Here is a 20,103-nt window from a genome sequence, read left to right as displayed (position 1 = left end):
ACATACGGCGCGCCCCGCGAGCGGTCTCGCGGGGCGCGCCGTACACGTATCCGGACTCAGTGCTCGTCGGCCAGGATCAGGTACAGCTTCTTGCGGGCGTCGTTGACGACCGCGAGGGCCTTCTCGCGCTGCTCGGGCGTGCCGGTCTTGAAGACCTGCCCGAAGGCCTCCATCAGCCCGACGCCGGCGGCACGGATCTCGTGCATCGCCTCGAAGTCGAAGCCGCGCCCGGCATCCGCCCAGGGGGCGTCCGGGCCCGACTCGGCCTCGGCGCGGCCCGCGTCGGTGAGCGTGAACAGCTTCTTGCCGCCCTCGCTCTCGCTGGTGATGAGCCCTTCGTCCTCCAGCAGCTGGAGGGTCGGGTACACCGAGCCGGGGCTGGGCTTCCACGCCCCGCCGCTGCGCTCGCCGATCTCCTGGATCATCTCGTAGCCGTGCATCGGACGGTCGGTGAGCAGCGCCAGGATGGAGGCGCGCACGTCACCGCGCCGCGCCCGGCCCCGGGGGCCACCCCGCCCACCGCGCCCCCCGAAGGGCCCGCCGCCAAAGGGCGGCCCGAACGGCCCGAAGGCGGCACGCCGCCCCTGGAACTCCTCCCGACGGTCCGGCCCGCAGTGGCCGTGACCCCGTCCGTGCTCATGTCCATGGTCGTGCTGTCCACGTGAACGCATCACTGCGCTCCTTTCGTCATCGCTCGTCGTCGTTTCGACTCCTCCACTATCGCTGACCCATCGCGATGCGTCAACGATATATCGGAACCTATCTTCGACAGTCGCGCGGCTGACGACGAATCCAAGTCGCCCGGATCCGGGACAGCGATCTCGTCCCGTTCCCGGAAGGGGTCACCGCCGACTACCGGGGATGGGAAGGCGAGCGGAACTGGCAGACCCGCGACCAAGACTTGGCGGTGTCGGCCGTCTTCCGGTCCGGCGGGCACGTCGGCCCGACCTGGACGATGCGGCCATGGCCGCAGGCGGCTGGCGGCTTGCAGCCGGCGGCTTGAACGCATCGGTGACCACCTCGCCTCACGCCCACACCCGCCACGCCCCTCGCCGCCCGCCCCGGGGGCGTGGCAAGGCCAGTCATCCCGGATTGGCCTTGGCCCGCCCCCGGCCGGCTCCCCTACCGTCGGAGCCATGCGCATCCGAATCGTCGACGCCTTCACCGACCGCCCCTTCCACGGCAACCCCGCCGGAGTCCTCGTCCTCGACGGCCCCTTCCCCGCCGACACCTGGCTCCAGCAGGTCGCGGCCGAGGTCAACCTCTCCGAGACCGCGTTCGTGCGGCCCCTGCCGCCCGGCGGGGAGGCCGACTGGGCGCTGCGCTGGTTCACCCCGGTCGGCGAGGTCGACCTGTGCGGGCACGCCACGCTCGCGACCGCCCACGTACTGATCGAGAACGGGCTCGCCAAGGGCCCCGTCCGCTTCGCCGCGCGCTGCGGGATCCTCACGGCCGGCGCGGGTGCGGACGGCGCCATCACCCTGGACTTCCCGACCTCGTCCCTGACCCCCGTCGAGCCGTCCCCCGAGATCGCCCGCGCCCTGGGCGCCCCCGTCGTCTCTGTCCACGACACCGCCGCGCACATCGGCGACCTGCTGGTGGAGCTGGCGGACGAGCGGACCGTACGGGAGCTCAGGCCCGACCACGCCGCCCTGCGCGACCGCGCCCGGCGCGGGGTGATCGTCACCGCGGCAGCCGAGGACCCGGCGGCCGGCTACGACTTCGTCTCCCGCGGCTTCTTCCCGCTGCACGGCATCGACGAGGACCCGGTGACGGGCAGCGCCCACACCGCCCTCGCCCCCTTCTGGGCGGCCCGCCTGGGCCGCACCACGCTGACCGGCCTCCAGGGCGGCGCCCGCCGCGGCCTGGTCGAAGTCACCCTCGCGGGCGAGCGCACCCTGCTCAGCGGCCGCGCGGTCACCGTGATCGACGGCGAACTGCTCACCCGGCCCTGAGGCCCGCGGCTACGGGGTGGGCAGCCAGCCCACCTTGCCCGCGAGCAGCGCGTAGCCGCCGAAGGCGACGATGTCGAGCAGCGCGTGGGCGACGACCAGCGGCCCCACCCGGCCCCAGCGCCGGTAGGCCAGCACGAAGACGACGCCCATCACGACGTTGCCGAGGAAGCCGCCGATGCCCTGGTACAGGTGGTACGAGCCGCGCAGCACCGCGCTGGCCAGCAGGGCGGCCGTCGGCGACCAGCCGAGCTGGCCGAGCCGGCGCAGCAGGTAGGCCAGCACGATGACCTCCTCCACCACGGCGTTCTGCACCGCGGAGAGGATCAGCACCGGGAACTTCCACCACACGTCGGGCAGCGCCTCCGGCACCACCGTCAGGTTGAAGCCGGAGGCCCGGGCCGCCAAGTAGAACGCCAGTCCCGCGCTCCCGATCCCGGCCGCGACCAGCGCCCCCCGGGCCAGGTCCCAGCCGGGACGGCTTCGGTCGAAGCCCAGGACGCGCAGGCCCGGCGCGCCCTCGCGGGTCAGCAGGTGCGCGACCAGCAGGACGGGCACCAGCGCCGAGGCGATCCCGAACAGCTGCCAGGCCAGGTCCAGCCAGGGCCGCCCGGGGGCGTACGAGCCGTTCAGCGTGGCGGCCTGGTCCTTGAGGCCGCCCGGCTTGGTCAGCGACCCGATGAAGCTGATCAGCGCCGAGACGCCGCTCGCCCCCAGCGACAGCGCGAGGACCAGCAGCGTCTCGGTCCTCAGCAGACGCCGCCGCCCGTCCCCGCTCTGTTCCACGCACACCGGCTCCGGCTCCGCCCGCACGCCCGACTCCCGTCCTGCCGTCCTGCCGTCCCACGGCGGCATCCTGTTGCGACCACCCATACTGCCCCCTCGGCGGTCGGACGGGAGCACCGGCTCAGCGCCGGGCGGCGGCGGTGGCGTCCACCTCCTGGCCCTCCAGGCCGACCGGCCAGGTGTGCACGGGGTCACCCTTGTGCATCAGCTCGGTGTAGCGCCGGGTGGTGGCGGCGAGGGCGTCGTCCCGTGCCAGTCCGCCGGCGCGGGCCCGGTGGTAGGTGTCGACCTGCCAGGTGGCGCCGTTCACCCGGCGCCGGCAGCGCTCCTCGATGATGCCGAGGTAGTGGTCCCGGTCGGCGGGTTCGATGCCCCAGGCGTCCAGCCCGGCCGCGGCCATCGGCAGCAGTTCCTCCAGCACCAGCCGCACCGCGGGCAGGCTCACCAGCCCCCCGGCCCGGCCCCGGCGCGGCCAGCGGATCCGCGCGTCGATCCCGTACCGGCAGGCCGCGTCGAAGTTGGCCTCGGCCTCCGCGAACGGCAGCCGGCTCCACACCGGGCGCGGTTCGTCCGCGAGGGTCCGTACGAGCCCGTAGTAGAAGGCGGCATTGGCGACGACGTCGGCCACCGTGGGTCCGGCGGGCAGCACCCGGTTCTCCACGCGCAGGTGCGGCACCCCGTCGGCGACCCCGTAGACGGGCCGGTTCCACCGGTAGACGGTGCCGTTGTGCAGCACCAGCTCCTGGAGGCCGGGCACCCCGCCCTCGGCGAGCACCCGCAGCGGCTCCTCCTCGTCGCAGATCGGCAGCAGGGAGGGGAAGAAGCGGACGTTCTCCGCGAACAGTTCGTACGCCGAGTCGACCCAGCGCTCCCCGAACCAGGTGCGCGGCCGCACCCCCTGGGCCTGAAGCTCGGGCGGCCTGGTGTCGGTCGCCTGGGTGAACAGCGGCGGCCGCGATTCCCGCCACAGCTCCCGCCCGAACAGGAACGGCGAGTTGGCGCCCACCGCTATCTGTACGGCGGTCACCGCCTGCGCCGCGTTCCACACGTCCGCGAACCGGGCCGGGGTGACCTGGAGGTGCAGTTGTACGGAGGTGCAGGCGGCCTCCGGAACGATCGACCCGGTGCTCCAGGTCAGCCGCTCGACCCCCTCGATGTCGAGCGTGAAGTCCTCCCCCCGCATCATCAGGATCTGCTCGTTGAGCAGCGAGTAGCGGTCCACGGCCGAGAGGTTGGCCGGCGCCAGGTCCGCGCGGGAGAGGGTGGGCAGGATCCCTATCATCACCACCCCCGCCTCGATTCCGGCCGCCTGCCGGTGGGCGTAGTGGAGCCCGGCGCTCAGCTCTTCGGCGAGCTGGTCGAAAACCCGGCCGCCGAGCCGGTGCGGGAGTACGTTGACCTCCAGATTGAACATTCCGAGTTCGGTCTGGAAATCGGGGCTGGCAATCCGCTCCAGTACCTGTGCATTCACCATGCGCGGCAAACCGTCGGCACCCGCGAGATTCAGCTCGATCTCCAGCCCCATCATGTTCTTGGGCCGATCGAACCTCTTCTCCGCCAGAAGCCGCTCCAGTCCCTCCAGGCACTCGTGAAGCTTCCTCCGATACCGATGCCGATCGGACAGGTCGAATCCGCCTGCCACGACCTTCTCCCCCATCGAATCGTCCCTCCTCCAGTGCCCGGCGCGGTGCACCCGGGCGCGCGTACGGTCGATGATGCCCATGCGCCGTGATCGATAACGCCGGTCCCGGCGGTCTGGCGGGGAGCGCGCGCCGGTATGGCCAGATGGGCGCTTCGGCACATTCACCTGGCAACTCTCCTTTTGCACATTCCCCGTCGACTTTGCCGATTCCCCATAACCGGCGCTTTCCAGCCGAGCCCCTGTCGGGTAACCTCCGAGGTCAGCGCGCCGCGTTCGCGTGCAACCGGCACGAATACCATGTCAGCGGGACCGGTAAGCTCCTTGTCGGCAATAGCTGGGACAGCTAGCCGAAACACCGCGTGAACACATGTCGTATAAACTCCGCAAACGAGGCAGAGAGTTGGCGCGCGGCCATTGCCCCTCAGCCCCCCTCTGACCCCAGAATGCGACAGCGCCGTCCGCACCTTCCCCCGCACCACAGGTCTCCCAATCGAGAGGCGACCCACCATGCCGCTGCATGTCCCCCCGGCCCCCGCGCCCGCCCTGCGCAGCGTCCTCGCGGCACTCGGTTCTCCCACCGCCGTCCACGAGGCGCACACCCCGTCCCTGCGCGCGATCCAGGGACCCCTCACCGCCGAACTCCCGCTCCCGGTGCACGTGCTCGACCGGCTGAACGTGGGGGGCCTCGCCGCCGGCGGCCGCCCTCCCCGCACCAGGCTGACCGGCTGGCGGTTCCTGATCCGCAGCGGCGACCGCTTCGTCGCGGCGGCCGACACCCGGCTGACCCCGGACGGCTGGGCCTTCTCCCACTTCTTCGAGGGCCCCTACGTCGCCGCCACCGAACGGGCCCTGCGCCAGGCCGAGTCGCTGGGCAAGGGGTACCAGCCCCGGCTGCTGTCCGTGCCGGAGCTGTACATGCTGACCCTGTGGCTGCACGGGGCGGTCGGCGCCGACGCCTCCGCCGGCCTGCCCGCCGCCTCCGACCTGCTGGTCCCGCTGGCGCCGGCCCCGCCGGGGATCGCCCCGTTCCGGCCGCACCCCGTCTCGGAACTGTTGCCCGTACTGACCCACCGGCTGACCCCGCCCGCCCCACCCGTACCGCCGTCGCTGGCCGCGCCGGCGGCCTGAGCCGCTGCCCGGCGGTGGCCTGTTCGGCTTGACCCGGTCGGCCCATACGGCCTAGCCCGGATGGGCCACCCGCGAACCATCCGAAATGACAGGGGAGTTGGCTTGAACCGCCCGCACGGGTGATGCGTCCTCAATCCATGAGGACAGCTGCCGGGAAATACCTGCGAAGCAGCCGTCGTGGGGGAACACTGAGGACATCCTCCCCGCAGGTGCGGGGACGACACAGGGGGACGGCCATGAATCACGCATCGAGCCGTAGCGAACAGACCACACCGCAGCGAAAGAACGCATCCATGTGCCAGCACCAGCCTGCCTGCCCGTCGTCAGAGTCCGCAGACCGGGAGGCCGCCCGCCCGGTGGCCAACCACCCGGAACAGGGCTGGAGCCTGCTGTGCAACGGGGTCCTGCTCTTCGAGGACACCGGTGAACTGCTGCCCGACGGCAAGATCATCGCCCCGCACCGCCCGCTCGCGGCGGCCTAGGAGACTTCGTACGGAGCACGGACGAACCGGCGAACCGGCGAACCGGCGAACGAAGGAACCGACGAGCGAGGGACGAACGACAAGGGGCCGGCCCCCGGAGCGCGAGCTCCGCGGACCGGCCCCTTCATGCCGTCACGGGACTAGTTGTCGTACTCGTCCAGCGGCGGGCAGGAGCAGACCAGGTTGCGGTCGCCGAAGGCACCGTCGATCCGGCGGACCGGCGGCCAGTACTTCTCGGCGGGCGTGACACCGGCCGGGAAGACGGCCTCGTCGCGGCTGTACGGGTGGTTCCACTCGCCGCCGAGCGCCGCCGCCGTGTGCGGGGCGTTGGCCAGCGGGTTGTCCTCCAGCGGCCACTCGCCGCCCGCGACCCGCTCGATCTCGGCGCGGATGGCGATCATCGCGTCGCAGAAACGGTCGATCTCGGCGAGGTCCTCGGACTCCGTCGGCTCGATCATCAGCGTGCCGGCCACCGGGAAGGACATGGTCGGGGCGTGGAAGCCGTAGTCGATCAGACGCTTGGCGATGTCGTCGACGCTCACTCCCGTGGCCTTCGACAGCGGACGCAGGTCGATGATGCACTCGTGCGCGACCAGGTTGCCCGGGCCGGTGTAGAGCACCGGGTAGTGCGGCTCCAGGCGCTTGGCGATGTAGTTGGCGCCCAGCACCGCCACCTGGGTGGCGCGCTTGAGGCCCTCGCCGCCCATCAGGCGCACGTACGACCAGGAGATCGGCAGGATGCCGGCCGAACCCCAGGGAGCGGCCGAGATCGGCCCGACGCCCGTCTCCGGGCCGGCGGTCGACTGGAGCGGGTGGTTCGGCAGGAACGGGGCGAGGTGCGCCCGGACACCCACCGGGCCGACGCCCGGGCCGCCGCCGCCGTGCGGGATGCAGAAGGTCTTGTGCAGGTTCAGGTGCGAGACGTCGCCGCCGAAGTGACCCGGCTTGGCGAGGCCCACCAGGGCGTTCAGGTTGGCACCGTCGACGTACACCTGGCCGCCGGCCTCGTGCACCTGGGCGCAGATGTCGGCGACGTGCTCCTCGAACACGCCGTGCGTGGACGGGTAGGTGATCATCAGCACGGCGAGCTCGTCGCGGTACTGCTCGATCTTGGCGCGCAGGTCCTCCGCGTCCACCTCGCCGTCGTCGGCGGTCTTGACGACGACCACCTTCATGCCGGCCATCACGGCGCTGGCCGCGTTGGTGCCGTGCGCGGAGGAGGGGATCAGGCAGACGGTGCGCTGCTCGTCGCCGTTCGACCGGTGGTAGGCGCGCACGGCCAGCAGACCGGCGAGCTCGCCCTGGGAACCGGCGTTCGGCTGGATCGAGACCTTGTCGTAGCCGGTGACCTCGCAGAGACGTTCCTCCAGCTCGGTGATGAGCGTGAGGTAGCCCTCCGCCTGCTCCACCGGGGCGAACGGGTGCAGCTGGCCGAACTCCGGCCAGGTCACCGGCTCCATCTCGGTGGTCGCGTTGAGCTTCATGGTGCAGGAGCCCAGCGGGATCATGCCGCGGTCCAGCGCGTAGTCCTTGTCCGCGAGCTTGCGCAGGTAGCGCAGCATCGCGGTCTCGGAGCGGTGCTGGTGGAAGACCGGGTGGGTCAGGTACGCGTCCGAGCGCAGCAGCTCCCCGGGCAGCGTGTCCGCGGTGGCCTCGTCCAGGGCCTCGATGTCGGCGCTGACGCCGAAGGCTGCCCAGACGGCGTCGAGGTCGGCGCGCAGGGTGGTCTCGTCACAGGCGACGGAGACGTGGTCGGCGTCGGCCTGGAAGAGGTTGACCCCGCCCTCGCGGGCCGCGGCGACGACCTCGGCGGCCTTGCCGGGCACCCGGGCGGTGACGGTGTCGAAGAAGGAGCCGTGCACCACCTCGACCCCGCCGGCCGTCAGGCCCGCGGCGAGCAGGGTGGCGTAGCGGTGGGTGCGGCGGGCGATCGTGCGCAGGCCGTCCGGACCGTGGTAGACCGCGTACATGCCGGCCATGACGGCGAGCAGCACCTGGGCCGTACAGATGTTGCTGGTGGCCTTCTCGCGGCGGATGTGCTGCTCGCGGGTCTGCAGGGCCAGACGGTAGGCCTTGTTCCCGTCCGCGTCCACGGAGACGCCGACGAGGCGGCCGGGCAGCGAGCGGGCGTGCTTCTGCTGGACGGCCATGTAGCCGGCGTGCGGTCCGCCGAAGCCCATCGGGACGCCGAAGCGCTGGGTGGTGCCGACCGCGATGTCGGCGCCGAGCTCGCCCGGGGAGGTGAGCAGGGTCAGCGCGAGCAGGTCGGCGGAGACGGTGACGATGGCACCGAGCTCGTGGGCCTGGTCGATGACCGGCTTGATCGCGCGCACGGCACCGGAGGCGCCGGGGTACTGCAGGAGCACGCCGAAGACGCCGCGCTCGGCGATCTCGGCCGGGATGCCCCCGGACAGGTCGGCGACGACGACCTCGATCCCGATGGGCTCGGCACGGGTCTCGATCACGGCGATGGTCTGCGGCAGCGCGTCGGCGTCGATCAGGAAGACACCGCCCTTGACCTTGCCCACGCGCCGGGCCAGGGACATGGCTTCGGCGGCGGCGGTGCCCTCGTCGAGCAGGGAGGCGCCGGAGGTCGGCAGCCCGGTCAGCTCGGCGACGACGGTCTGGAAGTTCAGCAGCGCCTCCAGGCGGCCCTGCGAGATCTCCGGCTGGTACGGGGTGTACGCCGTGTACCAGGCCGGGTTCTCCATGACGTTGCGCAGGATCACCGGGGGCGTGAAGGTGCCGTAGTAACCGAGGCCGATCATCGACGACAGCACCTGGTTGCGGTCGGCGAGCGAGCGCAGCTCGGCCAGCACCTCCGCCTCCGTGCGCGCGTCGGGCAGGTCCAGCGCGTCGGCGGTCTTGATCACATCCGGCACCGCGGCGGCGGTGAGCTCGTCCAGCGAGCCGTAGCCCACGTGGGCGAGCATCTTGGCCTGCGCCTCGGCGTCCGGGCCGATGTGGCGCTGCTCGAAGGGGATGCCTCGCTCCAGCTGGGAGAGCGGAATGCGGTTGGCGGTCATGACGGAGGCCTCCTGGTCGTATGACCTGCGAGGGGCACCACGGCGCGGGCACCCGGACGGCCTCCCCCTCTGTCATCTCAACCTGAGAGCTTCACCGGGCCGCAAGGGGATCGCCCCTGAGGTCCGGCTTTCACCGTCGGTGAGGAGAGGGACCGGTACTGCGTGCCCGGTACCCGCCCCTGCTTTCCAGAGTGGCCTCACCACGTGCGGTACGTATGCCTGAGAGATTCCGGGGAGGATTTGCTCCTTCGGCGCCCCCGTCGTACTCACTCGGAGGACTCTCCCGCACAGGGTCAACAGCCATCACCCAGCCTACCAGCGAGGATCTCGCGACTCCCTCGAGTGGCCCCCTCTCCCAATATGCACTTCTGTAGTGATAACGGATGAGTTGTACCACTGCGACCGTACGGAGGGACCGTGCAGACCGACATCGATCCGCGCAGCCTGATCGGCCGCAAGGCGTTCGACCGCAACGGCGCCAAGATCGGCACCGTGGACGAGGTCTACCTCGACGACGCCACGGGCGTACCGGAATGGGCCGCCGTCCGCACCGGCCTCTTCGGCCGGGACGCCTTCGTCCCGCTGGAGCCCAGCGAGGTGGTGGACGACACCCTGCGGGTGCCCTTCGAGCGCTCCCTGATCAAGGACGCCCCCGACTTCGGCGTCGGCCGCCACCTCTCCCCCGAACAGGAGCTGCAGCTCTACCACCACTACGGCCTGGACGTCACCCTGCCCGGCAGCTTCCACCACCCGCCCCCCGAGCAGCGGGCCTAGGGCGATTCCGCAAAGTCCCCGCCCTCCGGCCGCCGTCCCACCAGCGGAAGCGGGTCGGAGGCCTCCAGTTCGAGATCGTCCACCCGGAAGGTGCGCACCCGCCCGGGCGGCGATCCCGGCTGCTCGAACCGTACGGTGACCCGCCCGACCCCGCTGCCCTGTACCCAGCCGGGCCCGTACACCGCGTGCCGTACGTCGCTCCCCGCGGCCCAGTGCCGTACGGGAGCGGCCTGCCGCCCCGCCTCCCCCGGCGCCGCGAGGGCCACCACGGGACCGGCACTGCCCTCGCCCCCACCAGCCGTACCCACCTCACCGGCATCAGCGGCCCCGGCCGCCCCGTCCGGCGCAACGGCCTCCGCCTCCGCCTCCGCGCCCTCCCCGTCCGCATCGGCCCCGGCGCCGAGCGCCTGGGCGAACAGGTCCTCCTGCGTGTAGTCCGCGAGGCCCGTCACGCCGACCCCCAGCAGCCGCACCCCGCCGGTGGTGTCCACGCCCTCCAGCAGCCGCGCCGCGGCCTCCCGGACCACCGAGGGGTCATCCGTCGGCCCGCGCAGGGTCTCGGACCGGGTCAGCGTGGAGAAGTCGTACCGCCGCACCTTCAGGACGATGGTCCGCCCCGAGTGCCCGGAGGCGCGCAGCCGCCCCACGCAGCGGTCGGCGAGCCGCTGCACCTCGGAGCGGATCCGGACCCGGTCGTGCAGGTCCACGTCGAAGGTGTCCTCCACGGACACCGACTTCGCGTCCCGCTCCGCGACCACCGGCCGGTCGTCCAGCCCGAGCGCCATCCGGTACAGCCCGACCCCGTGGGCCCGGCCCACCATCCGGACCAGCTCGTCCTCGCCGGCCTCCGCCAGCTCCCCGACGGTGGTGATCCCGGCCCGCCTCAGGTGCTCCCCGGTGGCCGGCCCCACCCCGGGCAGCGTCCGCACCGACATGGGCGCGAGGAGCTCGCGCTCGGTCCCCGGTTCGATCAGCAGCAGCCCGTCCGGCTTGGCCTCCTCCGAGGCGACCTTGGCCAGCATCTTCGAGCCGGCCAGCCCCACCGATCCGCTGAGCCCCGTGGCGGCCGTGATGTCGGCCCGCAGCCGCTCCCCGGCCGCGCGGGCACCCGCCGAATCGAAGGCCGTGCCGCCCGCCTCCAGATCCACGAAGGCCTCGTCCAGGCTGAGCGGCTCCACCAGCGGCGACAGCTCCCGCAGCAGGCCCATGACCGTCTCGCTGACCTCGCGGTAGAGGCTGAAGCGGGGGATCAGGTACGCGCCGTTCGGGCAGAGCCGGCGGGCCTGGGCGGTCGGCATCGCCGAGTGCACCCCGAAGCGCCTGGCCTCGTAGGAGGCGGTGGCCACCACCCCGCGCGGCCCGAGGCCGCCGACGATGACGGCCTTGCCCCGCAGACTGGGCTTCGACCCCTGCTCGACCGAGGCGTAGAAGGCGTCCATGTCCAGATGCATGATGGTCGGGGCGGCTCTCACCGCACCGATGCTGCCCTACGCCACTGACATCGCGGTGACGGCGGCGTCCGCGCCGCTCAGACGGCCCGGTTGCGGCGCGCGGCCAGCTCGTCGGCGGGGTTGTGGCCCACCAGGGTCTCCCCGGTGTCCACCCGCTCCCCGTGCAGCTGGGACAGGGCGTTCTCGACGTCCCGCCACACCACGCCCACGGCGATCCCGAAGACGCCCTGACCGCCCTCCAGCAGGCTCACCACCTGGTCCGGGGAGGTGCACTCGTACACGGTCGCGCCGTCGCTCATCAGCGTCATCCGGCCCAGATCGGAGAAGTCCCGGTCGCGCAGGTGCTGGACGGCGGTGCGGATGTTCTGCAGCGCCACCCCGGTGTCCAGGAAGCGCTTGACGATCTTGAGGACGACCACGTCCCGGAAGCTGTAGAGCCGCTGCGTGCCGGACCCGTACGCGGGCCGCACGCTGGGCTCCACCAGCCCGGTCCGCGCCCAGTAGTCCAGCTGCCGGTACGTGATCCCGGCGGCGGCGCACGCCGTCGGTCCCCGGTAGCCGACCTGCTCGGGCGCCGGGGCGTCGTTCACCGGTCCGACCGGCGTCGACGCCGGCTGACGGTGCGCGGAACTCGCCGCGCCGCCGTGCAGCGGGTACGGCCCACCATCACTCCGTGCGGGGATGCCCCCGGTCGTACCGTCGCCCGTGATCCTCACGCCGACCCTCCGTCCTTGACCTGCCACCTCGAAGGTAGGCAGTGACCAGGGGTGCGTCAACGATCGCCACACTCGGCACGCCGAGTGATAATCACCCTGAGAGTGGTTTCCCGTACCCCATTGCGGGGAAAGGCTACTCGAATGGGCTGAAAGTTCCCGGTGGGCAACACGGCCCGCGTTTCGCGGCCGCCGCGCCTTCTTCCGCCCCCCGCCCTCACTGCGGGCCGGTGCCGAAGTCCTCGGGCGAGATCTGGTCGAGGAACTCGCGGAACTTCTCCACCTCGTCCTCCTGCTCGTCGGGAATGGCGATGCCGGCGTCGTCGAGCACGCCGTCACTGCCGTAGATCGGCGTCCCCGTGCGCAGGGCCAGCGCTATGGCATCGGACGGCCTCGCGCTCACCTCGACCCCGCTGGCGAAGACAAGCTCCGCGTAGAAGACGCCCTCCCGCAGATCCGTGATCCGGACCTCGGTGAGCTCCTCACCGACCGCCTCCAGCACGTCCTTGAACAGGTCGTGCGTCAGCGGCCGGGCAGGGGCCATCCCCTGCTGCGCGAAGGCAATGGCGGTCGCCTCCCCAGGACCGATCCAGATGGGGAGGTACCGGTCGCCTCCCACTTCACGCAGGAGCACGATCGGTTGGTTGGAGGGCATTTCCACCCGGACACCCACAACGTCGAGCTCGTTCACACAGCAACCCTAGGACCTGCCCGGCCGGTTTGGGTAGTCGGGGCCCCCCGACTGCCGGTCCGGTCAGTGCTGCCGGGCACCGAGAGCCGTCTGCACGAGCGCCTCGTGGAGCCGTACGGACAGTCCCACGAGCTCCCGCATCGTGGCCTCGGCGTGCGCCCGGGTCTGCGGGTTGCGGTGACGGCGCAACGGTGCCACGAGCTGTTCCATCAGACCGGCCTCCCGGTCCGCGGCGGCCTTCATGGCACGCAGGTGGCGCGGCTCCAGCCCGAACCGGCCGAGATCCGCGATCAGGCGGGCCACGGTCACCGTCTCGGCGTCGAACCCGCCGTCCGGCAGCTCGGAGATGAGCCCGTACGACTCCCATTCGACGAGCTGCACCTCGTCCACCTCGGCGGCGGCGATCAGCTCGGCGCGGCCGACCCGGGCCACGGTGGGCCGCTCCCGGCCGACCTCCCCGTACAGGGCGGCGGGACCGGCCGGATCCATCGACTCCCCGTGCGCGGCGGGCCCGGGGATACGGATCTGCTCACCCCGCTCCAGGGCGTCGAGCTGCTCCCTGATGACCTTGAGCGGGAGGTAGTGGTCCCGCTGGAGCCGAAGGATCCGGCCCAGCCGTTCCACGTCGCCCGTGCTGAACTTGCGGTATCCGGACGGGGTGCGCACGGGCTCGACGAGCCCCTCCGCCTCCAGGAAGCGGATCTTCGAGATGGTGACTTCGGGGAACTCGTCGCGCAGCATGGTCAGCACCGTGCCGATGCTCACCAGCCGCCCGCCGGTCCCGGCGGTGCCGTTCTTCGGGGCACCGCCGGTCGGGGTACGCAGCATGGGACCTTCCCTCGGGTTCTCCCGGACGGAGTCCGGGAGAGGGTCAGACGCCCCGCAGGCTCGCGTAGAAGACCAGCCGGTACTTGCCGATCTGCACCTCGTCGCCGTTGTGCAGGGCGACGGAGTCGATCGGCTCTCGGTTCACGTACGTGCCGTTGAGGCTGCCCACGTCGGAGACGGTGAAGCCACCGTCCTGGCCCCGGCGGAAGTCGACATGGCGCCGGGAGACGGTGACGTCGTCCAGGAAGATGTCGCTCTGCGGGTGCCGGCCCGCCGTGGTCAGCTCGCCGTCCAGCAGGAAACGGCTGCCGGAGTTGGGGCCGCGCCGCACGATCAGCAGGGCGGAACCGGGCGGCAGCGCTTCCACCGCGGCCTGGGCCTCGGGGGACAGCGAGGACGACGCATGCGCCTGTCCGGACACCTCGGCCTCGTAGGCCTCAAGGCCCGAGATCGAGATGGTGGACGTGGTCTCCGAAGCACGCTCCGGCGTCAGACCCGCCCGCAGCGGCGCCCCGCAGTTGGAGCAGAAGCGGCTCGCCGCATCGCTGCGGTGGCCACACCTGCTGCAAACCTGCTCGGCCGACATGGACGGCTCCTCGCGCCGCGGGTGCCCCGCGGAGGCGTTGGTGGCATACGGGTCGGGCGCAAACCCTCCACCCGCACTTGAGGTTGATGGTTCACCGAAACCTATGCGTCCGGAACCGGCAGGGTCAACATTCGACGCGCCCTGCGCGCCCGAAATGTCTCCCGGACCGGCCACCTCGTCACGGAAGAGCGGCCGGTCGCCCTGCCCCTCCACGTCGCCGTGCCCAGCACGGTGCCGAGCCGAACCGCTTTCCTCGCGGTTCTTCTTGCCGAACAACTTCTCAAACAACTTCACGGGCGATTCCCCTTGACCGAAACAGACCCGCCCGTGGGGCAGGACGAACTCTGCATGCACACACCTGCCGACCCGGACATTCTCACAACGTCCGTAACCACCAGACAGTTTCCACCACGCACGGCGACTTCCGTGCGTCGACCCCCCGCAGGCATCCGCCCACGTGAGCCTGTCCACACTCCGCTCCGCCTCACGACGATGACGACCGAGCGTAGTCAGGCTGCTTCGCAGCCCGCAAGGCATCCACGATGATCTTCGCCGACCGTGTGACGGCGACCGTGGCCTGTTCCTTCTCCATGGTCTGCACGACACCGCCCGGGATGTTGAGCGCCGGCTCCAGATCCTGCGGCTTGCCGATCACCCTGAACTCATAGGGTTGTGTGATCTTCTTACCGTCGATCGAGACCCCTCCTCCCTCATCCGAGAAGTACGAGCCCGCCACGACGCGCACGCCGTTGATCTGGATCGCCTCGGCCCCGGCCGCCCTCAGCTCCTGCAACGTGTCCAGCAGCTGGTCGGAGCGCACCTGGCCCTTGGTGTCGGTGATCCGCAAGGTGATCCCCGGCCCCTGGGCAGCCACGGTACCGGCCAGGATGCCCAGTTGGCGCTCCTTCTCCACCGTCTGGCGACGCGCCTCCTCCGCCTGGTTCGAGCTGCTCTCCAGCTCCTTGCGCTGGTCCTCCAGCTTCTGCTTCTCGTCCTCCAGGCGTTTGGTCCGCCCGTCCAGCTCGTCGAGGATCCGTACGAGGTCCTCCTGACGGGCGCCGCGCAGCGGCGCACTGGAGTCGCTGTTGGACCGTACCTGGATGGCGAGCCCGAGGCCCAGCACGAACAGCAGCAGCGCGACGATCAGTTGGGCCCGGCTGACCCGGGGCGGCCACAGACCGGCCGCCAGGCGCTGGCGCCCGGTCTCCTCCGGCTCCCCCGCGCCCTGCGGCGGGGGCTGCGGGACGTTCGGCTCCTGCGGCGGGGTGTTGTCCGTACTCATCGGCCTCACGCCCGGAAGACGTGCCGGCGGATGGCCGCGGCGTTGGAGAAGATCCGGATGCCGAGGACGACGACCACACCCGTCGACAGCTGCGAGCCGACGCCCAGCTTGTCACCGAGGAAGACGATCAGCGCCGCCACGACCACGTTCGACAGGAACGACACCACGAAGACCTTGTCGACGAAGATGCCGTCCAGCATCGCGCGCAGACCGCCGAACACCGCGTCCAGCGCGGCCACCACGGCGATCGGCAGATAAGGCTCCACCACGGCCGGCACCTCGGGGCGGACCAGCAGTCCGACCACCACTCCGGCCACGAGGCCCAGTACCGCGATCACGATGCACCCTTCTTCTGCTCTGCTGCTGTAGCTGTGTGGACGGTCAGGCTCGACGCGGCCGGCAGCTTCACCTGGTCCACGGCGGACAAGGTGTAGCGGATCCCGTAGCTCTCCTGCAGCACGTGCAGGTACTGGCCGTCCACGGAGTCCTGGAAGGCGGTGCCCAGCCGTTTCTTGTCCCCGACCGCGAGGACCTCGTACGGCGGCACCAGAGGCCTGTTGTCGACCAGTATCGCGTCACCGGCGGCCCTGATCGCCGACAGCGCCGTGAGCCGCTGTCCGTTGATCGAGACGGCCTCCGCTCCCGCCTGCCACAGACCGTTGACGATCCGCTGCATGTCCCGGTCGCGCACCCGTCCAGTGTCCGAGAACCCGGCGCTCTCGCGCGGGCCGCCGCCACCTCCCGGCGAAGATCCCTTCGCGTCGTCCACCACCAGCTTGACGCCCGGACCACGCACTTCGGTTGCACCCGACAGCAGGGCGAGCAGCCGGGCCTGGTCCCCGCCGGGCTGCTTGAGCACCTCGCCCTGGCGGTCCGCGACCTCGGTCCGCAGCCGCTCGACGTCCCGCTCCAGCCCGTTCGCATGGCTGTCGGCCCGCTCGACCCGGTCGATCAGCTCCTGGCGCTCCTTGGCCAGCACGGGCGCCGCTATGCGCGCCTGGGCCGCACCCAGGGTGACGACCATCGCCGCGAGCACGAGCCCGGCGGCGAGCGCCAGCTTGGCCTTGAGGGTACGGGGCAGACCCGCCGTACCGTCCGCCCGGCGGCGGTCCGACGCCTCCGCATAGCCCTCGTCGAGACTGTGGTCCATCACGTGCGTCAGCAGCGACATGGATGCGTCCGGGCGCGCGGGCGGCGTGGCCGAACTCCGGTTGTTGGGCGGCTGCGACATGCCCCACATCGTCGCATGTCGCCGCCGCCCGCACCGAATGCGCCCGAAGGCGGGCCGGGCCGGGTGACTCCCCGTACCCGGCCCGCCCACCTCGGGCTCCCGCATACCCGCGTACGGGCGCGGGCGCCGGTCAGTGCTCGCCGGCGCCGCCCACCACCGCGGCCCACTCGTCCAGCAGGGCCTGCGCGGACGCGTCGTCGGGGCCCTCGGCCCACAGGTGGGTGACCGCCTCCGCCGGGTCCGGCAGCACCAGCGCCCACCGGCCGTCGGTCTCGACCACACGCACCCCGTCCGTGGTGTCCACCTGCCGGTCCCCGGCCGCCTCCACGACCTGCCGCATGACCAGACCCTTCGTCGCCCACGGGGTCGGCACGTCCCGCTTCTGCACGTGCGCCCGCGGGATGCGCGCGTCGATCTGGCTCAGCGTGAGCTGGGTGCGCGCCACCAGACCGATCAGCTGCACGAACGCGGCCGACCCGTCGAAGACGCTGCTGAACTCCGGAACGATGAATCCGCCCCGGCCGTCCCCGCCGAAGATGGTGGTCTCCTCACGGCCGACCCGGGTCAGGTCGTCCGGCGAGGTCGTCGTCCACTCCACCTGGGTGCCGTGGTACGCCGCCACCTGCTCGGCGACGCGCGTGGTCGTCACCGGCAGCGCCACCTTGCCGCTGCGCTTCTCCGCGGCCACCAGGTCGAGGAGCACCAGCAGCGCCCGGTCGTCCTCGATGATCCGCCCGCGCTCGTCGACCAGGGAGATCCGCTCGCCGACCGGGTCGAAGCGCACGCCGAAGGCCGCCCGCGCCGAGGCCACGATCTCACCGAGCCGCACGAGCCCGGCCCGCCGGGACTCCCGCGTCTCGGTCGGCCTGGACTCGTCCAGACCGGGGTTGATGGTCAGCGCGTCCACCCCGAGCCGGCCCAGCAGGCTGGGCAGGACGAGGCCGGCGCTGCCGTTCGAGGCGTCCACGACGACCTTGAGGCCGGAATCGGCGATCCCGGTGGTGTCCACCCGGCGCAGCAGCGAGCCCGTGTACGAGTCGAAGATGCTGGAGGGGAACTGGAGGTCACCGATCTCACCGGGGAACGCACGCCGGTACTCCTGGCGCGCGTAGACCCGGTCCAGCTTGCGCTGCTGCGCCTGCGAGAGGTCCGCTCCCCGCTCGTCGAGGAACATGATGTCCACCGAGTCGGGCACTCCGGGAGAGGTCCTGATCATGATGCCGCCGGCGGCCCCCCTGGCCGTCTGCTGCCGGGCGACCGGCAGCGGTACGTTCTCCAGGTCCCGGACGTCGATGGCGCTGGCCTGCAAGGCGGAGATGACCGCGCGCTTGAGCGCTCTCGCGCCTCGGGAGTGGTCACGAGCGGTGGTGACGATCGCGCCCTTCTTCAGGGTCGTCGCATAGGCGCCCGCCAGCTTGACCACCAGCTCGGGCGTGATCTCCACGTTGAGGATCCCGGAGACGCCGCGCGCACCGAAGAGGTGGGCCTGGCCGCGCGACTCCCAGATCACCGAGGTGTTGACGAAGGCACCGGCCTCGATGGTCTTGAAGGGATAGACCCGTACGTTCCCCTGGACGATCGATTCCTCGCCCACCAGGCACTCGTCACCGATGACGGCCCCGTCCTCGATCCGGGCGGCCCGCATGATGTCGGTGTTCTTCCCGATCACGCAGCCGCGCAGATTGCTGTGGGGCCCGATGTACACGTTGTCGTGCACGACCGCCTTGTGCAGGAAGGCGCCGCTCTTGACGACGACGTTCGAGCCGATGACGGTGTGCTCGCGGATCTCCACCCCGGCTTCGACCTTGGCGTAGTCCCCCACGTACAGGGGCCCGCGCAGGACGGCGTCGGGGCTCACCTCGGCCCCCTCGGCGATCCACACGCCGGGAGAGATCTCGAAGCCGTCCATGTCGACCTGGACCTTGCCCTCGAGCACGTCGGCCTGCGCCTTGACGTAGCTCTCGTGGGTGCCCACGTCCTCCCAGTAGCCCTCGGCCACGTAGCCGTAGATCGGCCGGCCTTCCTTCATCAGCTTGGGGAAGACGTCGCCGGACCAGTCGACGGACACATCGGCTTCGACGTAGTCGAAGATCTCCGGCTCCATCACGTAGATGCCGGTGTTGATGGTGTCCGAGAACACCTGGCCCCACGTCGGCTTCTCCAGGAAGCGCTCGACCTTCCCTTCCTCATCCACGATCGTGATGCCGAATTCCAGCGGATTGGGCACCCGGGTCAGGCACACCGTGACCAGTGCGCCCTTCTCCTTGTGGAAATTGATGAGATCGGTGAGGTCGAAGTCCGTCAGCGCGTCGCCGGAGATGACGAGGAAGGTGTCGTCCTTCAAGGCCTCCTCGGCGTTCTTCACGCTGCCGGCCGTGCCGAGGGGCTTCTCCTCGTTGGCGTAGGTGAGCTCCATTCCGAGCTCCTCGCCGTCACCGAAGTAGTTCTTGACGAGCGAGGCCAGGAACTGAACGGTGACCACGGTCTCGCTGAGCCCATGCCGCTTGAGCAGCCTGAGCACATGCTCCATGATCGGCCGGTTCGCCACCGGCAGGAGCGGCTTGGGCATGCTTGAGGTCATGGGGCGAAGCCGCGTACCTTCGCCACCGGCCATCACGACGGCCTTCATGTCGGAAGAGTCCTCCTAGAGAGATGACGGTCTGGCCGACCTCACCCGTCCCGGACGGTGACTTTCCGCTACTCCTCCGCGTCAGTACCGGCGCCGAGCAAGCTCAATCGGCCGTGGCGTCCGCCTTCACGAGACGACGGACTTGCACCACGTATAGGATTCCTGCCCACCAATAGAGCGTTGTACCCCATCCTGCGAACGCCCATCCGAAAACGGACGCCGCCCAGGCCAGCCAGCCGGACCCGTCGCTCAGCAGCAGCAAGGGGAAGGCGTACATCAGATTGAAGGTCGCGGCCTTCCCGAGGAAGTTCACCTGGGGCGGCGGATAGCCGTGCCGGCGCAGGATCCACACCATGACCAGCAGCATTGCCTCCCGGGCGAGCAGCAATCCGGTGAGCCACAGGGGCAGGATTCCCCGCCAGGTGAGGCCGAACAGCGTGGTCAGGACGTAGAGCCGGTCCGCCGCGGGGTCCAGCACCCGCCCCAGGTTGCTGATCTGGTTCCAGCGCCGCGCGAGTTTCCCGTCGAGGTAGTCACTGATCCCGCTGAACATCAGGACGGCCAGCGCCCACCCGTCGTGACCCGCCAGGATCAGCCAGAGGAACAGGGGTACGCCGGCGAGACGAGCCATGCTCAGGATGTTCGGAATGGTGAAAATTCGGTCAGTCTGAACCCGAGTCTCCTGGACCTCCACCCGGGGGCCTCCACTGTGACGCTAGAAATGGTCGAATCGGTGCCCCCTGACCCTACAGGAGTCCACGAGTCGCCCGAGCGGCCCGTAAACGCAGAAAAGCCCCGCACCAGTTACCTGGTGCGGGGCTTTCCCACAATGATTGTTCGGCGGCGTCCTACTCTCCCACAGGGTCCCCCCTGCAGTACCATCGGCGCTGAAAGGCTTAGCT

19 protein-coding genes and 1 riboswitch are annotated in these 20,103 nt (G+C 70.9%); of the genes, 5 read left to right on the top strand and 14 right to left on the bottom strand.

Annotated elements, in window-relative coordinates:
• Window positions 1-56: 56 nt before the first annotated feature.
• Complete coding sequence (locus tag ACFYYT_RS00095) at window positions 57-671, bottom strand: PadR family transcriptional regulator (RefSeq protein ID WP_351828468.1); 615 nt, start codon at window positions 669-671, stop codon at window positions 57-59.
• A 119-nt stretch (window positions 672-790) separates the two neighbouring features.
• Between ACFYYT_RS00095 and ACFYYT_RS00090 the strand changes: the two genes are divergently transcribed.
• Together ACFYYT_RS00090 and ACFYYT_RS00085 are read left to right on the top strand one after the other, a co-directional pair.
• Window positions 791-1,003 carry a DUF6228 family protein gene (locus tag ACFYYT_RS00090; protein WP_388606878.1) on the top strand — a complete coding sequence of 71 codons (213 nt, stop codon included), beginning with the start codon at window positions 791-793 and terminating at the stop codon, window positions 1,001-1,003.
• 133 nt (window positions 1,004-1,136) lie between these two features.
• On the top strand, window positions 1,137-1,955 hold the full coding sequence (locus tag ACFYYT_RS00085) for a PhzF family phenazine biosynthesis protein (RefSeq protein WP_351828471.1): 819 nt from the start codon (window positions 1,137-1,139) through the stop codon (window positions 1,953-1,955).
• Between the two features lie 9 nt (window positions 1,956-1,964).
• Here the strand turns inward: ACFYYT_RS00085 and ACFYYT_RS00080 are convergent, their stop codons facing one another.
• Together ACFYYT_RS00080 and ACFYYT_RS00075 are read right to left on the bottom strand one after the other, a co-directional pair.
• Window positions 1,965-2,807 carry a CPBP family intramembrane glutamic endopeptidase gene (locus ACFYYT_RS00080; protein ID WP_388606876.1) on the bottom strand — a complete coding sequence of 281 codons (843 nt, stop codon included), beginning with the start codon at window positions 2,805-2,807 and terminating at the stop codon, window positions 1,965-1,967.
• Between the two features lie 52 nt (window positions 2,808-2,859).
• Complete coding sequence (locus ACFYYT_RS00075; protein WP_351828510.1) at window positions 2,860-4,395, bottom strand: glutamate-cysteine ligase family protein; 1,536 nt, start codon at window positions 4,393-4,395, stop codon at window positions 2,860-2,862.
• 492 nt (window positions 4,396-4,887) lie between these two features.
• Between ACFYYT_RS00075 and ACFYYT_RS00070 the strand changes: the two genes are divergently transcribed.
• Window positions 4,888-5,508, top strand: a complete 621-nt coding sequence (locus ACFYYT_RS00070; RefSeq protein ID WP_351828477.1) for a hypothetical protein — start codon at window positions 4,888-4,890, stop codon at window positions 5,506-5,508.
• A gap of 293 nt (window positions 5,509-5,801) precedes the next feature.
• Window positions 5,802-5,990 carry a DUF5999 family protein gene (locus ACFYYT_RS00065; RefSeq protein ID WP_042809437.1) on the top strand — a complete coding sequence of 63 codons (189 nt, stop codon included), beginning with the start codon at window positions 5,802-5,804 and terminating at the stop codon, window positions 5,988-5,990.
• Window positions 5,991-6,130: 140 nt separating this feature from the next.
• Here ACFYYT_RS00065 and gcvP read toward each other — a convergent pair whose 3' ends face one another.
• Window positions 6,131-9,016, bottom strand: a complete 2,886-nt coding sequence (gene gcvP, locus ACFYYT_RS00060) for an aminomethyl-transferring glycine dehydrogenase (RefSeq protein ID WP_351828481.1) — start codon at window positions 9,014-9,016, stop codon at window positions 6,131-6,133.
• A gap of 197 nt (window positions 9,017-9,213) precedes the next feature.
• A riboswitch (glycine riboswitch) is annotated at window positions 9,214-9,312 on the bottom strand.
• 121 nt (window positions 9,313-9,433) lie between these two features.
• Between gcvP and ACFYYT_RS00055 the strand changes: the two genes are divergently transcribed.
• On the top strand, window positions 9,434-9,790 hold the full coding sequence (locus tag ACFYYT_RS00055; RefSeq protein WP_351828484.1) for a PRC-barrel domain-containing protein: 357 nt from the start codon (window positions 9,434-9,436) through the stop codon (window positions 9,788-9,790).
• Here ACFYYT_RS00055 and ACFYYT_RS00050 read toward each other — a convergent pair.
• The 10 genes from ACFYYT_RS00050 to ACFYYT_RS00005 form a co-directional block, all read right to left on the bottom strand.
• Window positions 9,787-11,262 carry a DNA polymerase IV gene (locus tag ACFYYT_RS00050; protein WP_351828487.1) on the bottom strand — a complete coding sequence of 492 codons (1,476 nt, stop codon included), beginning with the start codon at window positions 11,260-11,262 and terminating at the stop codon, window positions 9,787-9,789. The two genes, ACFYYT_RS00055 and ACFYYT_RS00050, sit on opposite strands and share 4 nt — an antisense overlap.
• A gap of 56 nt (window positions 11,263-11,318) precedes the next feature.
• A complete protein-coding gene (locus tag ACFYYT_RS00045; RefSeq protein WP_351828489.1) occupies window positions 11,319-11,957 on the bottom strand; it encodes a MerR family transcriptional regulator in 639 nt (212 codons plus the stop codon).
• A 214-nt stretch (window positions 11,958-12,171) separates the two neighbouring features.
• Entirely contained in the window at window positions 12,172-12,645 is a 474-nt protein-coding gene (locus ACFYYT_RS00040; protein ID WP_007262890.1) for a bifunctional nuclease family protein, read from the bottom strand.
• Window positions 12,646-12,708: 63 nt separating this feature from the next.
• On the bottom strand, window positions 12,709-13,473 hold the full coding sequence (locus ACFYYT_RS00035) for a MerR family transcriptional regulator (RefSeq protein WP_351828492.1): 765 nt from the start codon (window positions 13,471-13,473) through the stop codon (window positions 12,709-12,711).
• A gap of 43 nt (window positions 13,474-13,516) precedes the next feature.
• Complete coding sequence (locus ACFYYT_RS00030; protein WP_351828495.1) at window positions 13,517-14,413, bottom strand: FHA domain-containing protein; 897 nt, start codon at window positions 14,411-14,413, stop codon at window positions 13,517-13,519.
• Between the two features lie 130 nt (window positions 14,414-14,543).
• Window positions 14,544-15,341, bottom strand: coding sequence for a DUF881 domain-containing protein (locus ACFYYT_RS00025; RefSeq protein WP_351828498.1), 798 nt, complete (start codon window positions 15,339-15,341; stop codon window positions 14,544-14,546).
• Between the two features lie 5 nt (window positions 15,342-15,346).
• The gene (locus tag ACFYYT_RS00020; RefSeq protein ID WP_030158423.1) at window positions 15,347-15,679 is read right to left on the bottom strand and encodes a small basic family protein; all 333 of its coding nucleotides are present in this window, start codon (window positions 15,677-15,679) and stop codon (window positions 15,347-15,349) included.
• Complete coding sequence (locus tag ACFYYT_RS00015; RefSeq protein WP_351828501.1) at window positions 15,676-16,581, bottom strand: DUF881 domain-containing protein; 906 nt, start codon at window positions 16,579-16,581, stop codon at window positions 15,676-15,678. Before ACFYYT_RS00015 ends, ACFYYT_RS00020 begins: the two co-directional genes overlap by 4 nt.
• Before the next feature lie 121 nt (window positions 16,582-16,702).
• Window positions 16,703-19,201: a mannose-1-phosphate guanyltransferase gene (locus ACFYYT_RS00010; RefSeq protein WP_351828504.1), complete on the bottom strand. Its 2,499-nt coding sequence runs from the start codon at window positions 19,199-19,201 to the stop codon at window positions 16,703-16,705.
• Window positions 19,202-19,304: 103 nt separating this feature from the next.
• Window positions 19,305-19,895, bottom strand: coding sequence for a CDP-alcohol phosphatidyltransferase family protein (locus tag ACFYYT_RS00005; RefSeq protein ID WP_351828506.1), 591 nt, complete (start codon window positions 19,893-19,895; stop codon window positions 19,305-19,307).
• Between the last annotated feature and the right edge of the window lie 208 nt (window positions 19,896-20,103).

This window comes from Streptomyces sp. NPDC002032 (genome assembly GCF_042890765.1).
GTDB lineage: Bacteria > Actinomycetota > Actinomycetes > Streptomycetales > Streptomycetaceae > Streptomyces.
The sequence above is the reverse complement of the archived record's forward strand: the minus strand, read 5'-3'. Positions and strand labels throughout refer to the sequence as shown.